Raw genomic sequence first — 26507 nt, 5'->3', positions numbered from 1 at the left:
GACTACAATCACTTTTTTATTCGTCAACCAATTCATTATATTCTAAGATCATATATTGATAAAACGGCAATGTTTGCAAAGCTTCTCTTAAAGTATCCTCATGATCTGCTGTGCAAATAGACCAATGTTCATCTCTAGTATGCGAAAGATAAAAATTTTTGATAAACCCAAGCTCTACTAATTCTGCAAATCTTGCTTGCTCTGCGGGTTGTAATGCTTCTATTTCATGTTGTGGTGCATCTGGTCGAATTCGAACATGAACTAAAAAACGCATGTTTCATCTCTCCTTATAGATGTGCTCTACTTTTATTGAAATAGTTGTGGATATAGAGCAGGAACTCCTCCAGCAAGCCCTTGTTGCACTTGTTGACTGATAGAATCAGCAATAATCTCGTAAAGATCAGCTTCGATTCCATCAATTGCGATTTTAGCGATGTCTTGTGGAGACGATTTCGGTGCATCCACATGAGTAGTCATATCGGTATCCATAAAGCCTACGTGTAATCCAGCGACTTTAATATTTTTAGGCGCTAATTCAAGACGTAACACATTCGTTAATCCCCATTCAGCAGCTTTGGCAGCAGCATATGCACCTTCTTGACCTGTACTAACCCAAGACAATACAGATAAGATATTTAGGATTGAACCTCCGCCATTTTTTTCAATAACAGGTGCAAATGCACGAATCATCGAAAGGGCTCCGAACGCATGAGTATTAAATTCGATATGAATATACTCTAAACTGCCTGTTAATAAAGAAGCTCCTGTTGATGACCCTGCATTATTGATAAGTACTGTTGCATCACTTGCGATTTCAGTGGCTGTCATTACAGATTGAGGATTGGTGATATCCAATTGTAACGGAATAGCTCCTGGTAGATCGACAGATTCTGGATTTCTTGCTCCTGCATATACTTTAGCTCCTCTTGCCAAAAGCTCAAGAGCCAACTGTTTACCCAAACCTCGATTAGCACCACTAACAATAACAACTTGTTTTGAAATATCCATTTTTTCACTACTCCTCATATAGAATGATCGTTCTCAATTGGTCAAAAAAATAATTTCTTACGAATACTTTATGAATAATCTAAAAAGTAAACTCTTTCGAGAATGATCGTTCCCGATGAATAAAGTATAGTTTATTTGAGAACGATCAGTCAACTATTATTTTGAAGTTCTTTTTCTATGCCCCTAAATATAGAAGTTTTATTGTAGTCACGCTTGTATTTCTATTCCATATAAACAAATGAATAACTAAGAATGTAGTTCTAAGTAGTTAAGTATAAAAAAAGACCGAGCTTCTATAGAGAAGTCACGGTCTTTCTGCACTATTTGCTAAAAGATTACAATTGTACGACACGTCCTGTTTTCTGTGATTCAAAAGCACCCAAAATCACTTTAACGGCACGCAAACCTTCTTCGCCAGAAATTGTAGGAGGTGTATTCGTAGTAATAGACTCTACAAATGCATCAATAACACCACTTGGAACTTGTTTCTCATTGGTAGACATCATACCTACTTGGTACGTTTCTACTGTTCCATCTGTTAATTCTACAATGACTTCGTTACCTTCCACAGTACCGATCTTCATCACACCATTTTCACACCACAAGATTGTACTGTTGTCTCCACCTTTGTACTGTGTCCAACTTGCTACCAGTGTTCCGATTGCTCCGCTCTTCATACGTAACAAGCAAGTTGCGTTGTCATCAACTTCTGTACCTTCTTTGTGCAATGTGCCAATAAAGCTAGCAACATCAGCTACTTCATCATTTAACAAGTAACGGATAAAATCGGATTTGTGTACGCCTAGATCGCCCATTGCGCCCATAATAGCTTCTTCTTTACGGAAAAACCAGCTATCTGCTCCGTCTACACTCCATGCTTCAGGACCTGGATGTCCGAAAGAGGTACGGAACGTTAGGACTTTACCTAATTTGCCAGAATCCAAAATTTCTTTCGCTTTCACGTGAGGAGGCATTAAGCGCTGGTTATGTCCAACCATCAAATATACATTATTTTTGTGAGCAGCTTCGATCATTTGCTCTGCTTCTTCAATCGAACAAGCCATCGGCTTTTCAACCAATACGTGTTTACCGGCATTAGCCGCTGCAATCGTCATTGGAGCATGCAAATAGTTCGGTGTACATACACTGACTGCATCGATATCTTCGTTAGCCAAAATTTCTTCATAGCTTGCATACGCTTTACCGCCGTATAGTTCAACCATTTCTTGTGCACGTTCAAGGTTAGGATCGGCAAAAGCGACCAATTCGACATGTTGATTTTCTGCATATTCTGGAATATGTCTGCGCTGAGCGATAGCTCCGCAACCGAATACAGCTACTTTGATCTTATTCATAAATAATAGTCTCCTTTTATTGGATATCGATTGGATGTATGTGTAATGACAGATATTCGATTAATTTAAGTAATTTTGTTTAAGCCAGTTATAGCTGTTGGACACGCTTTCAAGAGGTGGATTCTGACACACATCTTGTTCTACGATCAGCCATTGTACGCCTGCTTTACCTGCTTGTTCAATCACTTGTGGCAAGTTTACAATTCCTTGTCCCAATTCTAATGTTTTCATTTGACCCTGCTCATCTTTGTCAAAGTCTTTAAGATGAAGAAGTGGCAAGCGTCCTGCATATTTTTGAATATATTCTAACGGATCTTGTCCTGCAAACTGTACCCAACATACATCCATTTCTACTTGTACAGCTTCTGGAGTCGTCTCAGCAAACATACCATCAAAGGCGTTCGTGTCTTTGAATGCACCGTGGAATTCAAAATCATGGTTGTGATAACCAAACGTTAATCCTTGTTTGCTTGCTTCTGCACCAAATTGTTGTAACTCTGTAAATAATGCGCCCCATTCCTCACTGCTTTGCGGACGATCTTCTGGCATAATATAAGGACAGATCATATACTGAGCACCGATTACTTTTAAATAATCGATTTCTTTTTGCAAATTATCGCGCATCGATTGTAAAGGAACATGGCTACTGAATCCTTTGAGTCCAAGTTCGTCTAAAAGCGCCTTCATTTCTTCAGCCGGAATATCGCCATAACCTGCAAATTCTACACCTTGATAGCCAAGCTCAGCAACTTTACGTAACGTTCCCGGGAAATCTTTAGCTGTCTCATCACGGAGTGTAAATAATTGCAGACCAATATTTAATGTTGTCATGTCAAAAGCACCTCTTTGGATTATTTTTATTCTATGTGTAAGAGTTATCTTTCATCTATTATTTTAGAACAAGACACGCTAAAATGAACATACACAATATCGTAAAAACATGAACTATTTGCTCAACTTTTAGCTAGGGGGATTATTTTGGACACATCTCTTTTGATCTGTGATCATTCATATCATTACAAAGCATTCAATCATCATATAAAAAGTGGCTTACAACATTACATTTTCCGCTTACAGACAGAGGGCAGTTGTGAAGCTTTCACCTGTGGAAATCGTTATGTATTAAAAAGTGGTGATTTGCTGTTACTCAAACCGGGAGATGATTATCATCTGGTTGTACAAGAACCGGCTAAAAAAGATGGATTATCTAGCGGTGATTATTACTTGTTCTGTCAAGGCACATGGATCGATGAATGGTGGCAACGCCAACCACGCTCTACTGTATACTCTATTGGAACCGAAAGTAAATTGATCGGATTATGGCACAATCTTTTATTGGAAAAGCGGCGCGGTCTTCCTGAAGAAGATACTGAATTAGAAGATGTACTATTACGTAGCTTGTGTCTGTATATTGATCGTGCGATTAGCGATACAGTACAAATGAATCGTAAAGGCTCAGCAACCCTTTTGCTAAAGCGGTTTATCGAAGAACATGCTACAGTGACTTTCAAATTAGAAGAAGCCGCCAGATATGCAGGGCTTAGCCTTTCAAGGGCTGTCAAATTATTTAAAGAACATTATGGGAAAACGATGATTCAATATGCGATTGAAATTCGTCTCAAAGCTGCAATTGAGCAAATTCAATATAGCGAAATGACACTTGAACATATTGCAGAGACATGTGGCTTTGCAAGTTATTCTTATTTTCACCGTGTGTTCCGTAATCAATTCGGTATGTCTCCTGTAGAATACAGAGCGTCTAATCCTATAATAGAACTCTACAAGGTAGAACAAATGAACGGATAAGGCAGTATGCCTTATCTTCTTTTTTTGAAAGCGTAATCATGCTATGATCAGTCTGTCATATTACTCTGGAAAGGAAACTGTACGATGGTTATGTTGGTGATCCATTCTACATAGGTGCTCTATTATGAAATATAACAATCCGATTATCAAAGGCTTTTACCCTGATCCAAGTGTCTGTAAAGTAGGCGATACGTATTATTTAGCGACCAGTACGTTTCAGTATTTTCCCGGTGTACCGATTTTTGAAAGCCAAGATCTAATCAATTGGAAGCAGATCAGTCACTGTCTAACTCGTACGACTCAAGTGGATCTAGGTGAAGTGAAAAGTTCAGGGGGTGTGTTCGCTCCTACTCTACGTCATTATAAGAGTCGATTCTATATGGTAACGACCAATGACAGCACACGTCAGAACTTTTTTGTCTGGACAGATGATATTTATGGGGAATGGTCTGAGCCTATTGAAGTGGATCAAGGCGGTATTGATCCTGATTTGTATTTTGAAGAAGATCAGACGTATTTTATGAGTAATGGACAAGATGAAAATGGTATTCATGGTGTAGTCCAGTGTCAGATTAATATCACTACAGGTGAAAAGTTAACACCTAGTCGTATGATCTGGCAAGGTTCAGGCGGTCGCTATATTGAAAGTCCACATATGTACAAAATCAACCATTGGTATTATCTGCTCGTAGCTGAAGGTGGTACAGAATATGGTCATATGGCGACCTATGCACGATCAACGTATGTGTCAGGTCCATTTGAAGCTTATGCACATAATCCCGTCTTAACCAATCGCAATCTAGGGGGTTATGAATTACAGGCTGTGGGTCATGGAGATCTGATCGAAGATAATAATGGGAATTGGTGGCTGTATCATCTGGGATTTCGTCAGATCGGTCAATGGCTGACGTATCATCATCTAGGACGTGAAGTCTTTCTTACGCCGGTGACATTTGATGAAGAAGGTTGGTTTACCGCCGGGCATAATGGGACAACACGATCTAGCTTTGAGACCGATCGGATATCAAATGATATTATTCAACATGAGCAGCGGATATTCACGTTTGAAAATACGAATTGGAATCTAGATTGGTGTTACCTTCGCTTCCCGCAGACTGAAAACTATCAATTCACTGATCATAGTCTGATGCTAACAGGAACTGATATTACACTGGATCAACCCCTCTCTCCAACCTTTATCGGTCTACGTCAAAAAGATTTCCGTGCAGTGATCACTTGTGATGTGGAGATTACCGATGGAGAAGCAGGCATAACGTTGTATATGGATGAACATCATCATTATGAGTTAGCGATACGCAAGCAACAGGATCACTATGAAGTGATTGAACGTCTCAATACGCAAGATATCAAATCGGTACAGCAAACAGTTGTATTAACAAGTAATAGTGCTTCACTACTTATCAAAGCTGAACCGACCTGTTATCACTTTTTTGCTGTTATCGAAGGTGAAGAAATTCTACTAGGAACAGCTCAGACCAAGTATCTGTCTTCAGAAGTTGCCGGAGGATTTACAGGTGTGCTGATTGGATTGTATGCTACTCATCAACAAGCAGGTCATCCCGCTGTATTTTCAAATTTCAAATGTGAATATATTGATTAGGAACGCCTCTATAAGCAAATCATCTCCAATTGAATACATTTAGACAAAGCCAAAGAGTACCAATCTTGAAATTCAAGGATCGGTACTCTTTTTAACTTGTTAGTGATATTAGGAATACATCATTATGGCTTGAGAGGCTTATACATCTGCGCCAAATACAAGTCCAGCAGAAGATTTGGCTTGTTCAATTACATTCATTACTTTCTCACTATGATCCAGCATTTCAGACACTTTGAGCAAATCTTGTTGTTGAATGATCCGTTCGAACTCGACAAATTCATCATACATACGATGAGGATGGTCTTTGACATCTACTCGTACAGCAGGCTTTGAATGGGAGACATAATCGAAATGATCCATCATATTAGTCGAACCTTCAATCGTAATATAACCTTGATCACCTTGAATATGCGTTTGATTAGGTGCATTCGTATCTTTGGAACCTATACATACACATTTGAAATGATCATAATCCAGTAGCAATATACCTGAGGTGTCGATACCACGCTCTATATTGGCATGGTAATGTACTGCATTGGGAACTCCAAATAAACCAACCACTAGATGGATATTATACAAATTGATATCCATTAACGCTCCGCCTGACATAGCAGGATTGAACGCGGGTAACATCTCCCCTGCTTTGAACCTGGAGTAACGTGACGAGAATTGAGAATAATTACACTGTACGATTTTGATATCGCCTAGTGTCTTTAATTGCTCTTTGATCGCTATCGTATTTTTGAGATATTGATTAGAGATCGCTTCAACCAGTACCAAATGTTGACGCAAAGCAATGTCTTTAAGTTCTAGCAACTCTTGTAGATTCGATGTAAAAGGTTTCTCACAAATCACATGTTTGCCTTGTTCTAATGCTTGCTTCGCATAAGAATAATGCAGATGATTAGGCAGTCCAATATAAATGGTATCGACCTGCTGATCTGCAAGCAATTGATCATACTCTATATACACATGAGCGATCTGATACTGAACTTGCCACTGTGCTAATTTCTCTTCATGACCTGCTCTTGCACAGATCGCTTGTAGACGAATCGCTGGAATATCTTCAATAAAGCTAAGTACATCTTCAACAATCATTCCTGATCCTACAATCCCTAACTTCATCATATACCCCTCTCTATTCTTGTTCTAATATGTTTATGCTTTTGGTTGATTGATGATCGTTCCTCCTATCTGTGCTATTATCGGTGTAGATTGCACAGATAGATTATTGCGTATTGCCCATGATCGGCTGATTATTCATATGCGTGTTTCTTTATTATAAAAGAAGAATCCACAAGATAATTAAAACAGACACATAACGGAATATTTGACCATTTATTAGCCTACATCACCGTCAATTTCTGAACAAAATGTTCAATTCATATCCTAAAATGCTATACAATATAAGTATTTTGTAAGAACTGGAGTTGAGTTTTTGAGATTACTTTCACAATTAGCGGAGATGGATCATTTTACACCCAATGAACAAAGTATTGCTGCGTATATTTTGACTCATCAAGAACAGATGCTTCATTTGAATATTCAGCAATTAGCCAAAGCTACATATACTTCTCACTCGGCAATCCATCGCTTGACACAGAAGGTGGGATTATCTGGTTTCAAAGAATTCACGATCTGTCTAGCACGTGAATTTCAACAACAGCAAGGGCAAGAGTCTGAAGTGAATGTGAATTATCCTTTTAATCTGGGCGAATCTTCACTACAGATCGCGAAAGAAATCGCTGATCTAATGAAGAATACGATTGATAAAAATCTGGCTTTAATCGAGGATGAGTTACTTTCACAGACAGCACATTTACTAGATCAAGCAGAACGCATCTTTATTTATGCTCTAGGCGATTCACAGATTCGTGCCAAAAGTTTTCAAAATAAACTATTTAAAATCAATAAGTACGTTGTGATTGCAACTGAACTGTCTGAATGGGCGCATCATACACTGAATGTGACTCCTCGAGATTGTGCACTATTTTTAACTTATCATGGCAATTCACCTAGCTATATCAAAGTGTCTCGCTACTTACAACAGGAACAGATTCCTTGGGTCACGATTACAGCGAATCATCAAGGCGAATTAGCTAGATCCAGTACGATCTGTATTGAGCTTCCTGACGATGAAGTCAAGCTAGCGAAGATCGGCACCTTTTCCTCACAGATTGCACTCGAATATGTACTCAATGTGATCTATGGTTGTATGTACAAAATCGATTATAAACATCATATGAAGAACACCGAAGAATCATTACACAAATTCAATTGTAGTCATATGATCGATGATATCTAAAGGATCACTAGAAAAACCATCTTTCATCTGAATATACTAATATAGTGCATACACAAAACACCCCTACTCTGCTCTCAAAGTAGGGGTGTTTGTGTTATACATTATTTCGTTTCTTGCAAGTATCTTGGAATCATCGTTTCAAAAGAAGGGAAGGCATAGATCAGTTTGTCTACCTCTTTAGAAGTTAATCCTAATGTGATAATAGGAGTTAAGCTGTTAATAATCTCAAGTGCTTCCTGACTGTATGCTGTCGCACCAACAAGTTTTTGCTCTTGATTATATACCAGATTCAAATGAGCTTCTGTTTCATTACGACCTGCAAAGTCCCATTGTTTGCCTAGATCAATTGGCTTAATAGTAAGTCCTGTCGCTTCTGCTTCTTCAATCGTCACCCCAATTTGTGCAATCCGTGGCACTGTAAAAGCAATCGTAGCGATCGGTGGATATTCAATAGCTTGAGTCTGAGCACCTAAGAAAGAAGCTGCTAGATATTTCGCTTCAAATACAGCTGTTGGTGTAAGACGTGGTTGTTTTTTATCAAGAATATCTCCGCTTGCGTAAATACCTTTTTGTGTCGTCTGTAGATATTCATCAACGATAATACCTTTGCTGTTATACTCCACACCAGCTGCTTCAAGATTTAGATTTTCTACATTCGGTACTCGTCCTGTAGCATTAATAACCAATTGGGTCGTTAAGGTTAGACCTTTTTCTGTAGTGATCTGTAATTGCTCTTCTTGTTGTTCCACTTTGCTTAATTTTTCATTGAAATGGAATTGAATTCCGTCTTGTTGCATCTTTGTAAGCAATTTCTGAGCATAAGGTTGATGGAATTCATTCAGAATATGATCGGATGATTGAATCACATGTACAGTCGCTCCTACTTTGACAGCGATAGAAGCCAGCTCCATAGATACATAACCAGCACCTACAAATACAATATGATCTGGAAGATCTTCTAAGTATAAAAATTCATTACTTGTTTTTAAGTACTCTTTGCCCGGAATATCTAGTGGTGTTGGACGTTGACCGCTTGCGATAACAATTTTGTCTGCTGTGTATTCTTGACCATTAACAGCAACTGTTTTTTCATTTACAAACGATGCTTCGCCTTTGATTACTTCAATGCCTGCTTTTTTAAAATTTTCTTCTAACATCACAGGTAATGCATCTAACACTTTATTTTTATGAGCCATTAATTCAGACCAGTTGATTTTCATTTCGCTTGTCATACCGATTCCTTTGTATGCTTGAGCATCTTCCATCACTTTGATAGGGCCATCCAAAATAATTTTTGGGTTACAACCGTAGTTCGTACATACGCCTGCAATTTTGTCACGCTCAATAATAGCTACTTTTTGACCTGACATACTTAATGGCATTGCCGCATTCCATGCGCCTTGACCACTACCGATAAATAAAACATCAAAGTTACTCATTATATATTCCTCCATTTTCGAATGTTATTGATATATTTGAATATGATTGGTTATCTATACCTTAACCAAAAGCAACCCCAATCAATCGCACACGATTAATTGGGGTTAAATGTATTGAGACAGAAAAATAAAAAAGGCAAATCAGAGAGATCAATTGATCTACAATGATTTGCCTTTGGATTATTCGATTATTTGTTGACTAATTCTAAAGCCATATCTGCTTTCTTAAGATCATGCTCTACTTGCTCTTCTACATCATAAGCATGATACATTTCATTTTCGATCATATAGGTTGCAATTTTCTCATGCAAATCGATCGCTTTTTGCAATTGAGCTTTTAATGTTTTGCGTACACTTGGCGTTGCTGTTTCTGTAATTGCTACAGCATAATTACGAACTCCAGCTTTGGCAGACATCAGTAGATCAGTAGCAATCGCTAGATCATCTAGCGGCGCTGTTGCATTAACCAACATTTCTTTTGTCATATTACTTGTAGCCATAATTACACCCCTTTATTTTTGTAAAATAGATTTTAGGTCTTCGATAGCTTTTGTAGAATTCTGAATATCTTCATCAATAATCTGTTTGAGTTGGTCATCTTTCACCAATTCACGCATCGCTACAGCTTTGGTAACACAAGAAGTTTTGAAAGTTAAAAGTTCATGAACTTCAAGTTTTTCGTGAGTTGCTAATTGCTTTGTCATTCCTTTAACACTCCTTATGATTTTTCAATTTTTAAATCGCTTTCCCTTTTATATATACCCGATCAATTACAAAAATATCACTTTTAGTAAAATTAAGTAATAAAATATTTAACACTGTATACAAAAAAGGATCGTTAGCAGTTAGGCAACGATCACTTCTTTTTATTTATATACCCACCCGTTGAGCATCGTAAAAGTGGATTTCTATATTCTTTTGACTGTATTAACCTACCTATTAATTTAAAGCTGTAGCTATATCATAATCATTGATATCAATATCTACATCGAGATCAAGCGCTAACTTAGCCAGTTGATAGCCGATAAAAGGCCCCATCGTTAAGCCTGATGCTCCAAGCCCGTTAGCAGTTAATAATCCTGTCCATTCTGGAATCACTCCGATAACGGGTAGAAATCCAGGGGTAAAAGGTCTAAATCCTACACGTACTTCTTGTAGTGTACTATCTGCAAGATCAGGTGCGAGTTCTAATCCTTTATTCAATACTTCTTGCATACCGCCTGCTGTAACTCTAGTATCATAGCCTTCGATATCATTTTCATGTGTGGCTCCAACCACTATTTTTTGCTCGTCAAATGCAAGCAGATACTGATCTGTAGGTGGCATAATGACAGGCCATTTTCCGATATCAGTCGATTGCTGTTCTACTTGTAAATGAATAATCTGAGCTTTCTGGTAACTTACCTGTAGCTCTATCCCTAAAGGTTGAAATAATGAAGTTGCCCACGCGCCTGCACATACAACCACTTGATCGGCTTGCCAGCTTTCTCCGTTCACTGTAACTCCAGTGACATGATGATCTTGATAAAGTAGTGTAGCATCTCCTTGAATCCACTTTGCCCCTTGCTTCTGTGCTGATCGGATTAACGCATCTCGTAATGCACGACCGTCTACACGAGCGGCTCCGCTAATATGAACAGCATGATAGCCTTTTTTGAGCAAAGGGAACCTTGCCTGAGTCTCCTGATCGTTCAGCAGAGTAATATCTCCGATCTCAGGGGCATGTTCTTTACGTACCTGTGCTCGTTCTTGCATTTTGATAATTTTATCGATATCTTCATGGATACTCAGCGCTCCGACTTGAGCATACCCGGTATCCGTCTCACCTGCATTTTCCAGTTCTCGAATCAGCTCTGGATAAAATTGTGCTCCTGCTTTGGCAAGGCGATACCATGCTTGATTACGGCGCTGAGATAACCATGGACAGATAATTCCTGCCGCCGCATCGGTAGCTTGCCCGTTATCTTTCCGATCTATAATAAGTACTTCTGCTCCCATTTTGGTTAACTGATACGCTGTTGAAGCTCCTAGAATTCCTGCTCCGATGACGATTACTTTCTTCATGACTGCATTCCTTTCTTGTACGCGAATGTCTTTATTATAACGAAAATGCAAATAATTCTCTTCTATTCTTACGATATGTACAGCAAAGAGCAGTAGTCATAGACCTACTGCTCTTTGTTAGAATCAATAATAGTCGCTTCTGATCGCTATGATTTATTTGGATGGATACGGAAGTAAACCGACAACAGGATGCGGGATATATCCTTTTTCTAGAGAAGTCACTTCTTCTGGTGTTAATGTGACAGACAGAGCGGCTACAGCATCTTCCAAATGAGATGATTTGGTTGCTCCGACGATTGGAGCACTTACCGGTTGCTTTTGTAATAACCACGCCAGAGCGATATGGGAACGGGGTACGCCCCGTTTTTGTGCAATCTCAGCCACTTGGTCAATAATCACACGATCGGCATCCGCTGTAGCATCATATTTGGATTTTTGAATCTTATCTGTTTCTGAACGTTCAGTTGTTTCATTAGGATCACGAGTTAATCGCCCGGATGCCAGTGGGCTGTATGGAATCACCCCAATTCCTTCTTCTAAGCAAAGAGGCAACATCTCTCGTTCTTCTTCACGATATAACAAATTCAAATGATTCTGCATCGATACAAAAGAAGTCCAGTGATTGGCTTTAGCCGTCTGGATCGCTTTCAAAAACTGCCATGCATACATCGCAGAAGCTCCAATATATCTAGCTTTACCTGCTTTAACGACATCATGTAACGCTTCCATCGTTTCTTCGATCGGTGTCTCATAATCCCAACGATGAATTTGATACAAATCTACATAATCTGTACCTAGACGTTGAAGACTTTTATCAATTTCACTCATAATGGCTTTACGAGATAGCCCTCCACCATTAGGTCCTTCATGCATTTTGCCATGCACTTTAGTCGCCAGTACAATCTCATCGCGATTAGCGTATTCTTTGAGTGCACGTCCTACAATTTCTTCACTAGCGCCAAGAGAATACACATTCGCTGTATCAAAAAAGTTAATGCCTAGTTCTAATGCTTGCTTAATGATAGGACGACTTTGCTCGTCGTTAAGTACCCATGAATGAACCCAACGCTTAGGATCTCCAAACCCCATACACCCTAAACAAATGCGTGATACATCTAGTCCTGTATTTCCTAATTTGATATATTCCATGATGATTCTCCTCACTTTCGTATGGTATGATGCAAAAAATCTTGCTTCGTTAATGAACAGCTGTCTATAATAGTAGACACATTAAGCAGGATACGGTGCACAACTGCTTGTTTATATTATGCAATATATCTTGTAAGCATCGTTATCCCATTTATCTTAAATGATTGCCTAATTCTCTTATATCCAATACGTAGTAAAAGTAAAACGATAGATATGATGTACATTTTATACGAATTTGGCGTAATCGACAGATATACATATTTACAAAGGAGGATTCGGGTATGTCTCAAGAAATGCAAAATAAAAAAGAGGAATTGGCTCGCTTAATCAAACGTCATTCAACTGCTGAAGGTGTTCAAGAAACAGCGATTTCTTCGTTGTTTTTTATCCGTTATTTATCGACAACAGAACCTGCCTATAAGGTTGCTCGACCTGCATTGTGTTTTATCGCTCAAGGTTCCAAAGAAATCTATCTAGCTAAAGAACGATTTTTATACAATCCGAATGATTATTTAGTCGGGTCTATAAATTTACCGGTTGTCGGTCAAGTGATCAAAGCTTCTACCGAAGAACCTTACGTTAGTTTTAAGCTTGAATTTACTCAAAAGCAGATTTTGGATGTTCTCAATGATTCTTCGATCAAGCCTAACGTGAATGATAACGCTGGACGCGCACTCTTTGTCGGGCAAATTAATTCAGGCTTGCTGGATTCGATTCTTCGCTTAGCCCGTCTGTTGGATCATCCGGCAGATATTCCTTTTTTGGCACCCTTATGTATCAAAGAAATATTGTATCGCCTGTTGCAAGGCGAATATGGAGTGACACTGGCTCAGATGGCTATGGAAGGAAGTAGTACGTACCGTATCCAAGATACAATTCAGTATATTATGGATCATTATGATCAGGCATTATCGATTGAGGAACTTGCCGAAGTAGCCAGTATGAGTGTTTCTTCGTTCCATCGCAATTTTAAAGAAGTAACTGCTATGACTCCTCTTCAATTTCAAAAGCAATTGCGATTACAAGAAGCACGGCGCTTATTGTTAGCTGAATCCGCAGATGCCGCAGATGTAGCTTTCCGCATTGGTTATGAAAGTGCTTCTCAATTCAGTCGTGAATATGCGCGTATGTTCGGTTCACCACCACGTACAGATATCAAACGTCTCAAAGAAAAGTACGAATTTACATTTAACTCGTAGTGATACTGAACTACATTCAGAAAGTACGGTGATTCCCTTCATGCCCAAAACCGATCGACGTATTCTCAAATCACAAGAAGCGATGAAAACAGCAGTGATTGAATTGATGACTGAAAAAAGTTTTGATGAAATTACATTACAAGATATCTCGGATCGCGCCAATATCAGTCGGGGAACGATCTATCTTCATTACTCCGATAAATTTGACCTGCTTAATAAATTAATAGCAGAACATATTCAGAAATTGAGAGATATTTGCCGATCTGTAGCTGATCTTGATTTTAGAGACGCGATTTTACCGTGGTTTGAGTATTTGGAACAAAACTATCTTTTTTTCTCAACGATGTTAGCTAGTAAAGGCGCTACCTATTTCCGGACGCAATTTGTTGAATTTCTAAGTGAAGAATTTGAAAATGAAGTTAAACAATCCGGTGAGAAAAATGCGAGTGTTAGTGAAGATATCCTTTTGCAATTTATCGTGACTTCGTATGTCGGTATGACAGAGTGGTGGATCATCAACAATATGCCTTATTCTAGCGAAGTGATGGCTGATCAAGTAGGCTTGTTGCTCGATCGCAATTTATAATACGTTCTAAACGCACCAAAACATATGAATTATTGAACATATATGCATTTATTGTTCATTAATAGACAAATATCACTTTTTTATCGATTGTAAGCAATCTAGTTTTAGTGATAATATACAGACGTGTATTAAAGGGTACATGTTTGGCTGATCGGTAAAATGTGTTATACCTTTGATATACTAAAAAATCGAACACTTTAGCATTTCAAACGAAATTGATATTGCTTAAGGAGAAGGAGCAGAGAAACTTATGTGCAAAACACACGTACTCAGTGCTGCAAGTCCAAAAGCACCATTTGAGAAAACAACGATTGAACGGAGAGAATTACGTCCGAATGATATTTTAATTGATATCAAATTTAGTGGAATCTGTCACTCAGATATCCATAGCGCTTATGACGAATGGGGCGGCGGGATTTTCCCAATGGTTCCAGGTCATGAAATCGCTGGTGTGGTTGAAGCAGTCGGAACAGACGTCACTAAATTTGCTGTAGGCGACCGTGTAGGTGTAGGTTGTTTTGTAGATTCTTGTGGCGAATGTGAATATTGTCTACAAGGTGACGAGCAATATTGTACTAAAGGTGTTGTTCAAACGTATAACTCTAGAGACTATGATGGTAACCCGACTTATGGTGGATACAGCCAAAAAATCGTTGTTACAGATCGCTTTGTTGTCAGTATTCCAGAAGCGCTAGGCTTAGATGTAGCTAGTCCACTTCTATGTGCTGGAATCACTACCTATTCCCCTTTGAAACATTGGAATATTGGTCCAGGTAAAAAAGTAGCAATCGTGGGTGTTGGTGGTCTAGGTCACTTGGCTATTCAATTTGCTCATGCATTAGGCGCAGAAGTAACTGTATTGAGTCGTTCTATGACTAAAAAAGACGAAGCTATCGGTTTTGGAGCAGATCATTATTATGCAACAGGTGATGCAGAGACATTTACAACACTTGCGAACAAATTTGATCTGATCTTAAACACAGTGTCTGCTAACCTTGATGTGAATGCTTATCTTTCTATGCTACGTGTAGACGGAACGCTAGTAAACGTAGGTGCTCCTGCTGATCCAGATCAATATAGCGTATTCTCACTTATTATGGGTCGTCGTAGCCTTGCAGGTTCACTTGTAGGCGGTATTCCAGAAACACAAGAAATGCTTAACTTTGCAGCTGAACATAATATCGCTCCAATGATCGAAGTGATCGGTGCAGATTATGTAGGCGAAGCTTACGAGCGTGTTGTAAACAGTGATGTACGTTATCGCTTTGTTATTGATATTGCTACTTTGTAAAAGATCACTGTATATTTGATCCAATCGTTCATATATACATGTATATCAAAAAGAAGCCTTTCACTATCGAAGGGCTTCTTTTTGATGTTTTCATTTTATCGTTAGGATATGGATATCAATCTGTTGCTTTGAGCAAAATCCACTTCTGATTCGTACCACCGTTATCTGTCCACTGAATCACATCGCCGCCATTACTGGTTGATCCGCTGCTGATCTCAGCGACCTTATTACTATTGCGATTGATTAATTTCATCGTATTGTCTGTAAAGACAGGTTTCCACTGTTGATTCGTGCCACCGTTGTCTGTCCACTGAACCACATCACCACCATCGGCTACTGATTGAGCAGATACTTCTAACGCTTTGCCTGTTTTACGATTGATTAATTTGTAATATCCATTAGTGGTTGCTACAAATTTCCATTGTTGATTCGTTCCTCCAATGTCCATCCATTGAAGCACATTTGCTCCATCTGTTGTAGACGCTTCACTCACATCAAGCAATTTGTTACTATTCTGGTTGACGATTTTGTAATACGCATTACCATCTATCGTTGTGCCTCCACCTGTTGCTCCAGAGATACCTGTAATCACAAACGTACTGACTGAATTAGCAGGTTGAGTATTAGTGAATTTCTTATTGGCTAGAGATAGTCCACTAATTGCCGCCATATTCTCAGAACTACTTGTCCGATAACCGGTCACATTGCCAGTCAATGTAGTGAATTGAGATAGATCGTAATTGACTGTATTCGGTGATGTTGTGCTATTCACAGTGACAATGACTAACTTTTTTCCTACTGTATCGTAAGCCGCCACAGAGTTATTATCGACAATATCAATTATTTTGTATCCCGGACGAATAAATTTACTCCATTGCGCCATCATATGATATTTCTTTGTAACGGTATATGTGCCTAGATTGGCACTCGCAGTATTCAGGTCCGTTTCGATCATACCCCAACCGCCCGGTGTCTCCACCGCTTGCCAGTAGACCCATGCACTATTTTTCATATATTTGAGATCCGATAAAATCGTACGAGACAACGTCATACCTGTGTTATCACCGTCACCATGCTCGGAATTCCACAACCGTTTGCCATTAGCAGAAGTATTCAGCCCTGTGCGGTCACTACCTTGATACGTATGAGTATTGTATTGCACTAATTTGGACTTGGTAGCCGCTGAATAGCTATCAATACTTTTGCGCGTTAGATCGATACTTGTTTCTTCAGGAGCACTAATGCCAATCGGTAGACCTTTAGCTGCTATCGCATTAGATAACTGACCGATCATCACTTGTTGATTAGGCGCAAACATCACATTACCTTCTTGACGATTGCCGAAATACCAGTAATCTGAACTAGGTTCATTGAACGCAGATAATGTACGGAAATTAACGCCCCATTGATCACTGAACTGCTTGGTCACTGTTGTAAGATAATCGGCAAAATCATCATACATATCGTCTTTCAGATTTTCAGCAGCATTCTGATTACCCGTTACACTTCCACTCTTGGTCATCCACCACGGTGGTGAATTGGAGAACGCTTCGGCAATAAACTCGCTAGCAGGGATTCGAGATTTGGCTGCTTGTAAGATCGAGCGCTGATTGCTGTCTCTTGTCCAATCATAAGCAGACGTTGCTGAATCTTTGAAGCCCGGAATACGTGCACGTAGTTCCATATGATTCGGATAAGCTGGATTCTCTCCACCACCGATATTGTAACGAACAATATTCATTTGTAGACCGTTACTGCCAAATAATTTGTCCGCATAATCATTACGTACCGATTCAGAAGCACCACCTACACGATTCGCCCACCATGCAAGGGATGTTCCCCAACCTTCCCATGTCTGATACTGTACATTTGGATTAACCGTTGCATTATAACTTGCCGCAGACGCATTTTTCATCGGAACCACTCCATACGTTGTGATTAGTAATGCCAGGATCAGCATACTGTGGTTGAGTATTGCTAACCGTTTTTTGTACTTTGTTTGCGCCATTCAATATGTCCTCCTTCGGATGGTGGTATTAAAATCTCCTTTATGTATGCGCTTACAAATTAATTTTGAAGAAGAAATCCATTTGTGAAGAACGATCTCTTTTTCTATCATACACAGAATCGAGGGCTATTTCAATTATTTTACAATTGAAATGGAACTTTCCCATATTCGATGACATGCTTTGGAAAGTCAAAACTGTTGTCTCTTGGAGAGAGATGCCCAGACGATTTGGAAGCTAAAAAAACGCCTGACATTCTTTTTCGTCTATCGAATCAGAACGATCCATTTGATTCCTTATTTTTTAGTTAATGTCATGTTATTAAATATTGCCTCTTCTTTGAAAATATTCATTTCTCTTTCTGTTGGTTCTTGTAAATTAATGGCTCTATAAATTTACGCTTTGGAATCGTCCCCTCTATTAATATCAATTCTATTCCAGTGTATGAGTCATTGTATAGGTCTGTTATACAGCTATGTTCTTCTTCTCTAAGTTCCATTCCAAATATTTCAGTGAAATAAATAATCCATTCACCATTAATATAATTAATAGATGCTTGCGGATTAGGCTCGAACATGTCCCTAATTAAATAATTACTTTCTATACTTAAGCCTATCCATTCATTCTCTTGATTAAAAAGCAATTTACATACCTTATCTGCTTCTCCACCAGTATTCAAATGAATACATTGTTCTCGTGAGTAGAAGTAAAGGTAAATCAATGTTAAATCGCTTTGATTAATTAAAGTGATTTTCATTTTTTTATCCTTTTTTTATTCTGTTATCTGGAGAATATACTTTTATTAGCTACTTTTTCTAATATCCTATATCTTCTAAATAGCAATGTACTCACTCTCAGTAAGACTTAAGAATTCAATATCATCACAATAAAAATGGATGATTCCATTCTCGTAATCTTCGACTTCATATTTCATTGGGTAATAGCCGTTTTCTGTTAAATCTTTAATATTAAATCCACTTATTTGAGTTAATGTTCCTCCAGATTGAAAACGCAAAGCCTCTACGTTAAAAAATCTTATAAGTAATTCATAAGTTTTTCCATTTTCTTTGATTAAGAACGTTATATCAAGTATAGAAGTATTTTCAAAATATTTGTTTTGAATAACTTGAAAATATAAGTCTGAAAGCCACTCAATTGTATGGATTGAGAAATTATTGATGATAGGTTTCATACTTTCTATATTCCTGATCATTATTGAGAATGCCCCTTAAATATTCGATTTGCATGGTAACTTTTCTGTATTCACGACCCGACATTATGTCACCTCAGAGTCGATACTTATAGCTGTGAGACTGTTTAAAACTTAATGAATAGATATCTTGACAAGATCTTAACTGGATGCAATCAATCGATTCTTAGAGTGACTCAGAGCTTCAATAGGATTTTAGTATAAAGAATTTCTAGAAGCAGCCATTGCATTTAGAGTATTCTCAAAATAACAATATACTTCATCTGCCCTTCCTAAAAACTCTTCAAGACCTACATTGCTATCCAAGTAACAAGCATACAGATAATCAACTAAAGCAGGGTCAATCTCACAATAGTCTAATATAGCATTTTTCATCTTAACCATATCATCTTCCCATACACCTGTATTTTCCAAAACCAAAGAGTATAATGCACGAATTAATCGTTTAGAATAACCTTTGATATATCTCATCTTCATTTTGGGATCACTAGCATTAGAAAGCGAATGATGTATACGATCTACTTCATCTTTGGTCTCTTTATTTAAATCTACAATGAACTCAGGAGAAATGGTGATCGGCGGTACTTGTTTACCAATGTCTTGACCATGTACGCAAACACAAATGATCTTCACCCAAAACCCCCACTCATTCGGTTTACTTAATACATCGTCCATCGAGCAAATAATTGTATCAATCTTGGTGAGGATTGGATATTCTTCCAAAAGTCTGTCTTTAATCTTTGACAATCTTTCGTAATCTATATCTTTGGGATCTACACAGACAATCGTAAAATCTGCATCTGATTTAAACGGTGTAGCTGTTCCTTTTGGGATCGAGCCGCACATATAAATGCTATGAATCTTATCTTTAAACTCGGTAAGTACATTATCTATATACCTATCAACAAAATCCTTATATTCACTTTGTATTTCAATTTTATTTATGACTTTTTCTAATATCATATAGACTCCTCCTAGACTAAAACTTCTGCTGACTAAAATACGTGCTTTCCAGATATTCAGGTAGGTTAATTCACTCCAATAAACGTGTCATTAGACTTAGCTGATTGGACGTATAAGTCCGAATTCATACTTCCAATATCTCCTTTGGCGACCAAAGAGCGCATATGACAATGTATGAACTTTTTATCAGTAGATGTGCTAACTTGTTTGTGTTATCGCAAAAGTTCTGTAATCGCTTTTAATGGTTTTAGGGTATCACCGTATGTATAACTTGTTAATGCAACGACTATATTTTGAGAATGATCCACACAGATATACTGCCCGCCCATACCCATAGCGAAATAAAAAGGATGCTCTAGCGATTCATTAGCCACCCACCAGTGATGACCGTAATAACCGATATCATCATATGTTAAATACTTTGGTTGGGTTGAAGTCGCTATCCATTCTTCACTAAGTAGTTGTCGTTTCCCACAACGTCCCTTGTTTAAGTAAAAGTAGCCGAATTTTTGCATATCTTGTATAGACATATGTATCCCAAAACCACCAATATTCACTCCCTGAGGGTCTACATGCCATATGAAATCTTTCATCTTCAAACTAGAGAATAGATACTTTATTGCAAAATCTTTTGCACTCATTCCTGATACCTTTTGAAGTATTGCTAATAATAGATGGCTACAGCCAGAATTATAGTTCATCCGTTCACCAGGTTCAGCATTTAATGGGCGTTCTAATATATAATCAACCCAGTTCGAACTATGTATCATGGCTGGCCAGCCATTCCATTCCCCCAATTCTGGCCAATCAAATCCTGCACTCATGCTCAATAAGTGCTCAATGGTAATACTTTGTTTGCGGATGTCTTTATCCTGTTGAAGCGATGGGAAATAATGAACAATCGGCGTATGAAGGTCTGAAATGAATCCCTGTTCGACAGCAATTCCAATTAAGCATGAAGTAATACTTTTCGTACACGAGTTAATTTTGTGAAGCTTATCTTTCGATTTATTGTTTCTAAAATATTGAAGTACAATATCTGAACCCAAACTTATCAAACAACTTTCTATTTTTTCCTTTTTTAAATAGCTAATAAATGATTTCATTTTTTCATCGTTGATTTGAGACTGATTCAGAGATTCAATGATCATAGGCTTGCTCCTATTCATTATTTATGAAGATCATTTGAAGATTTGTGTTTTATATCCACGAAAAGAACGATGCAAAAGATTAAAAACTTACTGTCCTGAAATATTCCATCTTACTGTCAATAAAGCTATTATCAAAGTCAGCTTCCTCTATGAGCTCTGCTTCAGTAAAACATAAGCTAAAGAGCCATAGTTGTCTAATTACCACGAATAGAGAGACGGCTTCTACATCATTTCTACTTAGATCTCTTACATTCCTGTATCCATTTAGAAATGCTTTCCAAAGTCTTTCAACTTCATCTTTATTATGACCACTGTGAATTTCTCTCGCCAATCTAAACTCTGCGATATTATAAGATCTCCATCCATAACCGCAAATATCAAAATCATAATGTGTTAATTCACCATAGTCCAATAGCTGCAACAAAATAATGAGCTTAATCCGACAGTGCTCGCATGATGTTGGATTTCGCCTCTGCTGCAATCACTTCATTCCCGTCATTGACCGCTTGCATCAAGATCAATACGGGGATATATACCGCGATCAGACGCGCCAGCAGCTTCGTTTCCTCGTCCGCTCCTCCATATGTTTCGAAAAACATGCCACGAGCGTAAGGTGGTAAAAAGCTGTAAGCAACGCTCAAATCGCAAGCCGGATGGCCTACGTTCAGATCGCCCCAATCGATGATGCCGGAAACGATGCCGTTCTCATTCACAAGCATATTTTTGAAATGAAGATCGCCATGTAGCAGTACATTCCCCGCCTTGACATGGTCGGTTTGCAGCCTGTTAATATAGGCTTCGATCACACAAGACTCCTCTGACGAGAAGTGTTCGATCACCTTCGATAGAAAGCCTTCCAATTTCACTTTGCGCGATGCGATGTCCGTCAAGTTTCGATGATCTTGCTGAACTCCACACTTCAGCGCTGTCTGCACCGGAAACTCATGCAATCTCCGCAAAAATTTCGCCAGCGTCTCTGCCGATAAAGCCCGGCGTTCTTCCGTCAAACCGATGGGGAAATCTCCTAGCACGTAGGTATAGCCGAGAAACGGTACCGGGTATTCGTCACTTGTTTCGCCATAAAACAATGGTTTCGGATAGGGGATGGTCATATATGCCTCCAGCTTCGGCAGCAGCTCCCCTTCCATACGAATCGAGCCAACTGCAATCTTTCTTCTTGGAAACCGAAACACGTACTCGTCACTGATAAGAAAAACCGTATTGTCCCAGCCCCAACCCAATCGTTTCACTTGTTTCGATGACAGCTGGGGAAATTGTCTGCCGATCAGCATCCGTGCCTGCTCTTCGTTAACCTCCCACTCCGCATCCCACACATTCGTTCCTCCCATAAAATTCCTGCCTCCTCATTCCTTACTTTATTTAGACGTTTACATTCTCTGGAAGTTATTTATAACTAACCATTAATTTAGTAGCTAAAAGGATTGTCTTTTGTTCTTTCTAGTTTTTGCGCTGATTTTGTCTAACGTTCCTGTATTCACGAACCCGGCAGGCTTAAGACAGTGCAACGGTTGGGCCGTCAGACTTAGCCATTACAGGATTGTTCGCTGAATCTGCTTTCTAGTAAAATTATCTACTGGCCGAGGGGCTGGCTAATGAACAGATGCGTGAATTTATCGTAATCAAATGTCAGTGACTACTTTGATACACTTAAATTAAGTTTTAACTATCTGATTGATCATCAGTTGCTTGAATAGCTAATTCCAATGATCTTATTCTTCTTTGTAGAAGTGTCTTTTGAGGACTACCTTCTCTTGCCTTATCATAACTGGATTTAATCGATGGAAGTAATCCAGCGAGAACATTGCGAGCTGCTATTATTTCTTCTTGTTTATGCCCATGTGGTCTTTTATTCCAAACGAAGTCTAGTATGGCCAAGCCAACGTATAAAGCTTCAAGTCTTTTCGTTGTTAATGTGATATTTGCTCCTTTCTTAGTCATCTGAGCATTGGCATTTTCTAATTTATTGATTGTAGATTGAAAGGACTTTATAGATTCTAATTTCTCTACATCAGTGACATTTTCCATTTAAAGCACTCCTCTCTAGATTTATATTTGAAGATGATTGATATGTTTATTATTAAATTTTACGCTGATTTCTGATAACGTTGTTGTATTCACTAATCCGAAAGGCTTAAGATCCGCAAGGGTCGGGTAGCTCAGCTACTTAGCCCCGCAGGATTTGTCTGCTGAGTGTCGGCTAAATATCCAAAGCTTTAATAATTACTTATACTTTTTTAACAAGGCTCAATATCTCTGTTTTCAGAGATAGACCTAGATCAGTCAATTTTTTTTACTATCGCTGTTTCCATATTCACTTTGAAAGTTTCTATTTCATCTTTTAATTGGGACGTTGTGGTTAACTTATAAATATGCTCATCATCTGTTGGATAAATTTCAATCAGTCTTATGTTTGGAGGAAGGTTTTCCACCGCTCTAACTCCTTCAAAGTTTAGATCGATTGTAATACTCTTTTCGACATTGTTAGTTAAGTTACGAATAGCGATATGTGAACGTGGATTGTCGGTTAGTCTTCCAATTAAATAAAAAAAGTATTCATACTTTCCATCAGCTGTAACTTGCCTACTTTGCTCCATATATTGACGATTTTCTTCCTCGATTTCTTGCATTAATTTTTCGTAATGTGGCTCACGAAGAAGTGTCGCAGAAAAAACAAGTGAAAATATGACCAAAAACATAATTAGAATACTCTGAGAGATTATGTGAACGGGCACCTTATTTTTGATCAAAAGAACAATAGATACAGCAACAAAAACTAGGACTGGACACCAGATGAAATAAAGAATAAAAGGACCTGCTGGTCCAATATCTGTTCTATCACGAATTAACAAAAACATAAACCACATCAAAGCCAATCCTGCAATCACAACCGCTATAATCCATATTACTTTTACTACCTTTTGCATTATGTAACCCCTCTTTAATAAATTCAGTATATTCGTTGTAATTAATTATAAAAAAGGAGTCTCTTTCTGACTTTACAGCTTGAAGTTCCATTCACCAAAGTAATTCCTTGCTTCAAATGAATTACCTTCACAGCTCAGTATCTAATTCTTTAATTAGATACATCAGTAGATCATTGTCTACCATTAACTTCATTGTTATCATAGGTAATTTCTTGACCATCCATTAAATACACACAGCGTGGATATTATGTCATATAACGAATCGTGCATCTTGAGTAGCTACCACAATGTTATTTTATTCATTGTGCTAATTGGTAAACTTTATGCATAATATCCACCTTCTAATAAATATTCTTTTGTTTCCTTATAGTGTTTGTAAATTTTACTAAATGCTCTATTTGCTTTATGCTGATATTCTCTATCACTAATACATGGTTTAATTACTTTCACTACTTCTCTCATATCAGTATTAGATGAAGTTTCACCCGATATTAATTTTTCTAAATCTAATTCAAATAGACCTTCAAAATTTTCGGAACAATCCCCATACAGATATAATGCTTTATTATCATTCATTCGAAGTAACTTGAAGTCAATACAAAATGCCATGGAATTTAACAACTCTTTCTTTAATTTATTGATTTTCTTATTTTCCGATTTTTAATATAACGTTCCTATATTCATGACCTAACATATGTCTGGCCAAGGACAAGTGTCCACAGATGAATATTATGTTATCTGATACTGATGTTTTGATGAGAACCTTTCAGATTTTATAGCCCTATTAAAGTAATAGTCTCATTTTCTTCAAGTTCGGTTTCAATCCAGTCGATAAGTTCTTCAATAAATCTCATTAATTTTAAAACACCTATCTTTTTATACTGTTCCAATTGCCATTCACAAATGGATTCCTGCAAAAAGAATGTGGAAATATACGTTTTTAGCCGTTGTCTATCTTTACAACCAATTATTTCTCTTAGTTTTGACAACTCGTTTAGGATTGAATACCACTGAGTTTTTTCAATTTCGAACCGTTCAAAGCCTGTATAGCATTTAAACCCATTACGAATAGCTGGAGCGATCAAACTAAAATAATCATCATCGATATAAATAGATTCTTCATTCAGATAGCCCTTAAATAATTTCCCTGGGAAAAGCTCAATGTAATTTTTCTGTTTTAATTCATGCAATCTTAGTAGTTTTATATGTTATCTCTCCTTATATTTTTATCTTTTAGCAGCTTCAGTTGCCATTCCTGTATTTACGAGTCAGCGTATACTGAGTGTCTAAAACTGCCCGACTGAGAATGAATGTCCGCAACATGAATATTATTTTATATGATACTTCTATTTTCTTCGAGAATGCTTTCCCTACAAAGTTCTATCAGAGTCCTTTCTTATTGAAATATCCTGACATTACATTTAAATAATCTCTAGCCTTCACAGAGTCATCTAAGTAGTTATAAGTATGACTGACTTCACCCTTCTTTGAAATGGCATAAGCTCCAAGCATCTTTAATAACCATTTCTCTTCTGGGATAATAATCTTTGGATTATAAAAAAAGAACCAGCAGTATTCTGCTTCTAGTGTAACTTCATGTAAAAAAAGTACGTGAGGATCTTCAACATAATCCACTAAATCTTGACGAATGAACTTCTCTGCCATATCCGTTGCTTGTTCAAAGCTTATAGTCTGTATATAATCATTTGCTTGCTCTCCATACAAAAATTCTCCTATATCAAAACTATCTTTATCGATCTTTATAGTGACGATTCCTTCAGACATAATGCTAAGTTCGGAAGATTGCTTGTTCCCTATACTGATTTCTTCAATACAACTCAAATTAGAATTTAAATCGAACACTTTAGATTTAATCTTAATTGTATCAAGTGCTCTGCCTTGTATTCTTATTGTACTGTTAGATATAGATAATACTGAATGTACTGAAAAAATAGGAAGTCGGATCACTATACTTCACCCTTTTTATTTATAAAATCTTTTGGAAATTTCACATAACGTTCCTGTATTTATGACACAAGTTATGTTCATATATTATATGATGTATCAGTATTATAAAATTATTGAAGATCAATATAATCAAGTATAATGTCTACTATAAAATCTGCACTTTTAGGTGTATAACTTAGTGATTGACTAAATACTATATAATCAAAATCATTTGTTTTATCTTCTTTATAAATTTGATAATCTTTTATAATATTAAAAGCAACCTTTTTTTGAGGTATGAATTTTTGATTTTCTAATTCTTCGCAACAATTAATTCCTTCAAAATAATATTTTAGTTGTATCAAATCACTGTTATCTTGGAAATCTTTCATAATATCTCTTAAGTAATCATCCCCTGAAGACATTGGATTTGTCACATAAACTAGATTTGCTATCCATTCA

Annotated in this window: 29 protein-coding genes; 6 read left to right on the top strand and 23 right to left on the bottom strand. The window is 37.6% G+C overall.

The features are described from left to right. Positions 1 to 16 precede the first annotated feature (16 nt). The 4 genes from PTI45_RS17250 to PTI45_RS17235 form a co-directional block, all read right to left on the bottom strand. The gene (locus tag PTI45_RS17250; protein ID WP_069328852.1) at positions 17 to 274 is read right to left on the bottom strand and encodes a muconolactone Delta-isomerase family protein; all 258 of its coding nucleotides are present in this window, start codon (positions 272 to 274) and stop codon (positions 17 to 19) included. Between the two features lie 32 nt (positions 275 to 306). Further along, positions 307 to 1008 (bottom strand): SDR family oxidoreductase, encoded by a 702-nt coding sequence (locus PTI45_RS17245; protein ID WP_069328851.1) that lies wholly within the window; start codon positions 1006 to 1008, stop codon positions 307 to 309. 335 nt (positions 1009 to 1343) lie between these two features. Then, complete coding sequence (locus PTI45_RS17240; RefSeq protein ID WP_069328850.1) at positions 1344 to 2363, bottom strand: Gfo/Idh/MocA family protein; 1020 nt, start codon at positions 2361 to 2363, stop codon at positions 1344 to 1346. A 60-nt stretch (positions 2364 to 2423) separates the two neighbouring features. Continuing rightward, entirely contained in the window at positions 2424 to 3194 is a 771-nt protein-coding gene (locus PTI45_RS17235; RefSeq protein ID WP_069328849.1) for a sugar phosphate isomerase/epimerase family protein, read from the bottom strand. 147 nt (positions 3195 to 3341) lie between these two features. On the opposite strand from PTI45_RS17235, the gene PTI45_RS17230 reads away from it, so the two are divergent. After that, a complete protein-coding gene (locus tag PTI45_RS17230; RefSeq protein ID WP_069328848.1) occupies positions 3342 to 4169 on the top strand; it encodes an AraC family transcriptional regulator in 828 nt (275 codons plus the stop codon). 124 nt (positions 4170 to 4293) lie between these two features. After that, positions 4294 to 5790 (top strand): glycoside hydrolase family 43 protein, encoded by a 1497-nt coding sequence (locus PTI45_RS17225; protein ID WP_069328847.1) that lies wholly within the window; start codon positions 4294 to 4296, stop codon positions 5788 to 5790. Positions 5791 to 5928: 138 nt separating this feature from the next. On the opposite strand, the gene PTI45_RS17220 is transcribed toward PTI45_RS17225, so the two are convergent. Further along, the gene (locus PTI45_RS17220; protein ID WP_069328846.1) at positions 5929 to 6915 is read right to left on the bottom strand and encodes a Gfo/Idh/MocA family protein; all 987 of its coding nucleotides are present in this window, start codon (positions 6913 to 6915) and stop codon (positions 5929 to 5931) included. Between the two features lie 313 nt (positions 6916 to 7228). Between PTI45_RS17220 and PTI45_RS17215 the strand changes: the two genes are divergently transcribed. Further along, positions 7229 to 8095, top strand: a complete 867-nt coding sequence (locus tag PTI45_RS17215; RefSeq protein WP_069328845.1) for a MurR/RpiR family transcriptional regulator — start codon at positions 7229 to 7231, stop codon at positions 8093 to 8095. Between the two features lie 101 nt (positions 8096 to 8196). Here PTI45_RS17215 and PTI45_RS17210 read toward each other — a convergent pair whose 3' ends face one another. The 5 genes from PTI45_RS17210 to PTI45_RS17190 all read right to left on the bottom strand — a co-directional run bounded on the left by PTI45_RS17210 (position 8197) and on the right by PTI45_RS17190 (position 12747). Next, complete coding sequence (locus PTI45_RS17210) at positions 8197 to 9534, bottom strand: dihydrolipoyl dehydrogenase family protein (RefSeq protein ID WP_069328844.1); 1338 nt, start codon at positions 9532 to 9534, stop codon at positions 8197 to 8199. 188 nt (positions 9535 to 9722) lie between these two features. Then, on the bottom strand, positions 9723 to 10034 hold the full coding sequence (locus tag PTI45_RS17205; protein ID WP_083243593.1) for a spore coat protein: 312 nt from the start codon (positions 10032 to 10034) through the stop codon (positions 9723 to 9725). A 12-nt stretch (positions 10035 to 10046) separates the two neighbouring features. Then, positions 10047 to 10238, bottom strand: coding sequence for a spore coat protein (locus tag PTI45_RS17200; protein ID WP_069328843.1), 192 nt, complete (start codon positions 10236 to 10238; stop codon positions 10047 to 10049). Positions 10239 to 10473: 235 nt separating this feature from the next. Next, on the bottom strand, positions 10474 to 11598 hold the full coding sequence (locus PTI45_RS17195; RefSeq protein WP_069328842.1) for an NAD(P)/FAD-dependent oxidoreductase: 1125 nt from the start codon (positions 11596 to 11598) through the stop codon (positions 10474 to 10476). A 153-nt stretch (positions 11599 to 11751) separates the two neighbouring features. Beyond that, complete coding sequence (locus PTI45_RS17190; RefSeq protein WP_069328841.1) at positions 11752 to 12747, bottom strand: aldo/keto reductase; 996 nt, start codon at positions 12745 to 12747, stop codon at positions 11752 to 11754. Positions 12748 to 13028: 281 nt separating this feature from the next. Here PTI45_RS17190 and PTI45_RS17185 point away from each other — a divergent pair, with 281 nt between their 5' ends. From PTI45_RS17185 to PTI45_RS17175, 3 genes are all read left to right on the top strand, one after another. Further along, positions 13029 to 13946 carry an AraC family transcriptional regulator gene (locus PTI45_RS17185; RefSeq protein ID WP_069328840.1) on the top strand — a complete coding sequence of 306 codons (918 nt, stop codon included), beginning with the start codon at positions 13029 to 13031 and terminating at the stop codon, positions 13944 to 13946. 40 nt (positions 13947 to 13986) lie between these two features. Beyond that, positions 13987 to 14532, top strand: coding sequence for a TetR/AcrR family transcriptional regulator (locus PTI45_RS17180; RefSeq protein WP_069328839.1), 546 nt, complete (start codon positions 13987 to 13989; stop codon positions 14530 to 14532). Positions 14533 to 14782: 250 nt separating this feature from the next. Continuing rightward, a complete protein-coding gene (locus tag PTI45_RS17175) occupies positions 14783 to 15823 on the top strand; it encodes an NAD(P)-dependent alcohol dehydrogenase (RefSeq protein ID WP_069328838.1) in 1041 nt (346 codons plus the stop codon). A gap of 115 nt (positions 15824 to 15938) precedes the next feature. Here PTI45_RS17175 and PTI45_RS17170 read toward each other — a convergent pair whose 3' ends face one another. The 13 genes from PTI45_RS17170 to PTI45_RS17110 form a co-directional block, all read right to left on the bottom strand. Further along, complete coding sequence (locus PTI45_RS17170) at positions 15939 to 17831, bottom strand: RICIN domain-containing protein (protein WP_069328837.1); 1893 nt, start codon at positions 17829 to 17831, stop codon at positions 15939 to 15941. A gap of 347 nt (positions 17832 to 18178) precedes the next feature. Beyond that, the gene (locus PTI45_RS17165) at positions 18179 to 18586 is read right to left on the bottom strand and encodes a hypothetical protein (protein WP_069328836.1); all 408 of its coding nucleotides are present in this window, start codon (positions 18584 to 18586) and stop codon (positions 18179 to 18181) included. Between the two features lie 75 nt (positions 18587 to 18661). Next, on the bottom strand, positions 18662 to 19021 hold the full coding sequence (locus tag PTI45_RS17160) for a hypothetical protein (protein WP_139129275.1): 360 nt from the start codon (positions 19019 to 19021) through the stop codon (positions 18662 to 18664). A 213-nt stretch (positions 19022 to 19234) separates the two neighbouring features. Beyond that, the gene (locus PTI45_RS17155; RefSeq protein WP_069328834.1) at positions 19235 to 20002 is read right to left on the bottom strand and encodes a nucleotidyltransferase domain-containing protein; all 768 of its coding nucleotides are present in this window, start codon (positions 20000 to 20002) and stop codon (positions 19235 to 19237) included. A gap of 212 nt (positions 20003 to 20214) precedes the next feature. Further along, positions 20215 to 21153 (bottom strand): serine hydrolase domain-containing protein, encoded by a 939-nt coding sequence (locus PTI45_RS17150; RefSeq protein WP_069328833.1) that lies wholly within the window; start codon positions 21151 to 21153, stop codon positions 20215 to 20217. 79 nt (positions 21154 to 21232) lie between these two features. Beyond that, positions 21233 to 21565 carry an aminoglycoside phosphotransferase/kinase family protein gene (locus PTI45_RS17145; protein WP_175425213.1) on the bottom strand — a complete coding sequence of 111 codons (333 nt, stop codon included), beginning with the start codon at positions 21563 to 21565 and terminating at the stop codon, positions 21233 to 21235. Positions 21566 to 21587: 22 nt separating this feature from the next. Then, positions 21588 to 22502 (bottom strand): phosphotransferase, encoded by a 915-nt coding sequence (locus tag PTI45_RS17140; protein ID WP_069328831.1) that lies wholly within the window; start codon positions 22500 to 22502, stop codon positions 21588 to 21590. A 331-nt stretch (positions 22503 to 22833) separates the two neighbouring features. Then, entirely contained in the window at positions 22834 to 23199 is a 366-nt protein-coding gene (locus tag PTI45_RS17135; protein WP_069328830.1) for a hypothetical protein, read from the bottom strand. Positions 23200 to 23450: 251 nt separating this feature from the next. Continuing rightward, complete coding sequence (locus PTI45_RS17130; RefSeq protein WP_069328829.1) at positions 23451 to 24098, bottom strand: hypothetical protein; 648 nt, start codon at positions 24096 to 24098, stop codon at positions 23451 to 23453. A gap of 321 nt (positions 24099 to 24419) precedes the next feature. Next, the gene (locus PTI45_RS17125; RefSeq protein ID WP_245703501.1) at positions 24420 to 24674 is read right to left on the bottom strand and encodes a hypothetical protein; all 255 of its coding nucleotides are present in this window, start codon (positions 24672 to 24674) and stop codon (positions 24420 to 24422) included. Positions 24675 to 24871: 197 nt separating this feature from the next. Further along, positions 24872 to 25288: a hypothetical protein gene (locus PTI45_RS17120; protein ID WP_069328827.1), complete on the bottom strand. Its 417-nt coding sequence runs from the start codon at positions 25286 to 25288 to the stop codon at positions 24872 to 24874. 193 nt (positions 25289 to 25481) lie between these two features. Next, on the bottom strand, positions 25482 to 26066 hold the full coding sequence (locus tag PTI45_RS17115; RefSeq protein ID WP_069328826.1) for a hypothetical protein: 585 nt from the start codon (positions 26064 to 26066) through the stop codon (positions 25482 to 25484). Positions 26067 to 26176: 110 nt separating this feature from the next. Next, positions 26177 to 26507, bottom strand: a 331-nt coding sequence (locus tag PTI45_RS17110) for a hypothetical protein (RefSeq protein ID WP_217492699.1), incomplete at its 5' end; no start/stop codon positions are given.

This window comes from Paenibacillus nuruki, assembly GCF_001721045.1.
GTDB lineage: Bacteria > Bacillota > Bacilli > Paenibacillales > Paenibacillaceae > Saccharibacillus > Saccharibacillus nuruki.
This window is presented reverse-complemented; position numbering and strand designations above follow the sequence as displayed.

What these genes read in the sequence shown, in the direction of transcription:
- PTI45_RS17135 (WP_069328830.1), bottom strand. Translation starts at nt 23,199, where the DNA reads ATGGAAAATGTCACTGATGTAGAGAAATTAGAATCTATAAAGTCCTTT.
- PTI45_RS17235 (WP_069328849.1), bottom strand. Translation starts at nt 3,194, where the DNA reads ATGACAACATTAAATATTGGTCTGCAATTATTTACACTCCGTGATGAG.
- PTI45_RS17245 (WP_069328851.1), bottom strand. Translation starts at nt 1,008, where the DNA reads ATGGATATTTCAAAACAAGTTGTTATTGTTAGTGGTGCTAATCGAGGT.
- PTI45_RS17140 (WP_069328831.1), bottom strand. Translation starts at nt 22,502, where the DNA reads ATGGGAGGAACGAATGTGTGGGATGCGGAGTGGGAGGTTAACGAAGAG.
- PTI45_RS17220 (WP_069328846.1), bottom strand. Translation starts at nt 6,915, where the DNA reads ATGAAGTTAGGGATTGTAGGATCAGGAATGATTGTTGAAGATGTACTT.
- PTI45_RS17185 (WP_069328840.1), top strand. Translation starts at nt 13,029, where the DNA reads ATGTCTCAAGAAATGCAAAATAAAAAAGAGGAATTGGCTCGCTTAATC.
- PTI45_RS17205 (WP_083243593.1), bottom strand. Translation starts at nt 10,034, where the DNA reads ATGGCTACAAGTAATATGACAAAAGAAATGTTGGTTAATGCAACAGCG.
- PTI45_RS17130 (WP_069328829.1), bottom strand. Translation starts at nt 24,098, where the DNA reads ATGCAAAAGGTAGTAAAAGTAATATGGATTATAGCGGTTGTGATTGCA.
- PTI45_RS17190 (WP_069328841.1), bottom strand. Translation starts at nt 12,747, where the DNA reads ATGGAATATATCAAATTAGGAAATACAGGACTAGATGTATCACGCATT.
- PTI45_RS17160 (WP_139129275.1), bottom strand. Translation starts at nt 19,021, where the DNA reads ATGAAACCTATCATCAATAATTTCTCAATCCATACAATTGAGTGGCTT.
- PTI45_RS17150 (WP_069328833.1), bottom strand. Translation starts at nt 21,153, where the DNA reads ATGATCATTGAATCTCTGAATCAGTCTCAAATCAACGATGAAAAAATG.
- PTI45_RS17200 (WP_069328843.1), bottom strand. Translation starts at nt 10,238, where the DNA reads ATGACAAAGCAATTAGCAACTCACGAAAAACTTGAAGTTCATGAACTT.
- PTI45_RS17155 (WP_069328834.1), bottom strand. Translation starts at nt 20,002, where the DNA reads ATGATATTAGAAAAAGTCATAAATAAAATTGAAATACAAAGTGAATAT.
- PTI45_RS17240 (WP_069328850.1), bottom strand. Translation starts at nt 2,363, where the DNA reads ATGAATAAGATCAAAGTAGCTGTATTCGGTTGCGGAGCTATCGCTCAG.
- PTI45_RS17195 (WP_069328842.1), bottom strand. Translation starts at nt 11,598, where the DNA reads ATGAAGAAAGTAATCGTCATCGGAGCAGGAATTCTAGGAGCTTCAACA.
- PTI45_RS17165 (WP_069328836.1), bottom strand. Translation starts at nt 18,586, where the DNA reads ATGAAAATCACTTTAATTAATCAAAGCGATTTAACATTGATTTACCTT.
- PTI45_RS17250 (WP_069328852.1), bottom strand. Translation starts at nt 274, where the DNA reads ATGCGTTTTTTAGTTCATGTTCGAATTCGACCAGATGCACCACAACAT.
- PTI45_RS17175 (WP_069328838.1), top strand. Translation starts at nt 14,783, where the DNA reads ATGTGCAAAACACACGTACTCAGTGCTGCAAGTCCAAAAGCACCATTT.
- PTI45_RS17225 (WP_069328847.1), top strand. Translation starts at nt 4,294, where the DNA reads ATGAAATATAACAATCCGATTATCAAAGGCTTTTACCCTGATCCAAGT.
- PTI45_RS17180 (WP_069328839.1), top strand. Translation starts at nt 13,987, where the DNA reads ATGCCCAAAACCGATCGACGTATTCTCAAATCACAAGAAGCGATGAAA.
- PTI45_RS17210 (WP_069328844.1), bottom strand. Translation starts at nt 9,534, where the DNA reads ATGAGTAACTTTGATGTTTTATTTATCGGTAGTGGTCAAGGCGCATGG.
- PTI45_RS17170 (WP_069328837.1), bottom strand. Translation starts at nt 17,831, where the DNA reads ATGGCGCAAACAAAGTACAAAAAACGGTTAGCAATACTCAACCACAGT.
- PTI45_RS17125 (WP_245703501.1), bottom strand. Translation starts at nt 24,674, where the DNA reads ATGAATGATAATAAAGCATTATATCTGTATGGGGATTGTTCCGAAAAT.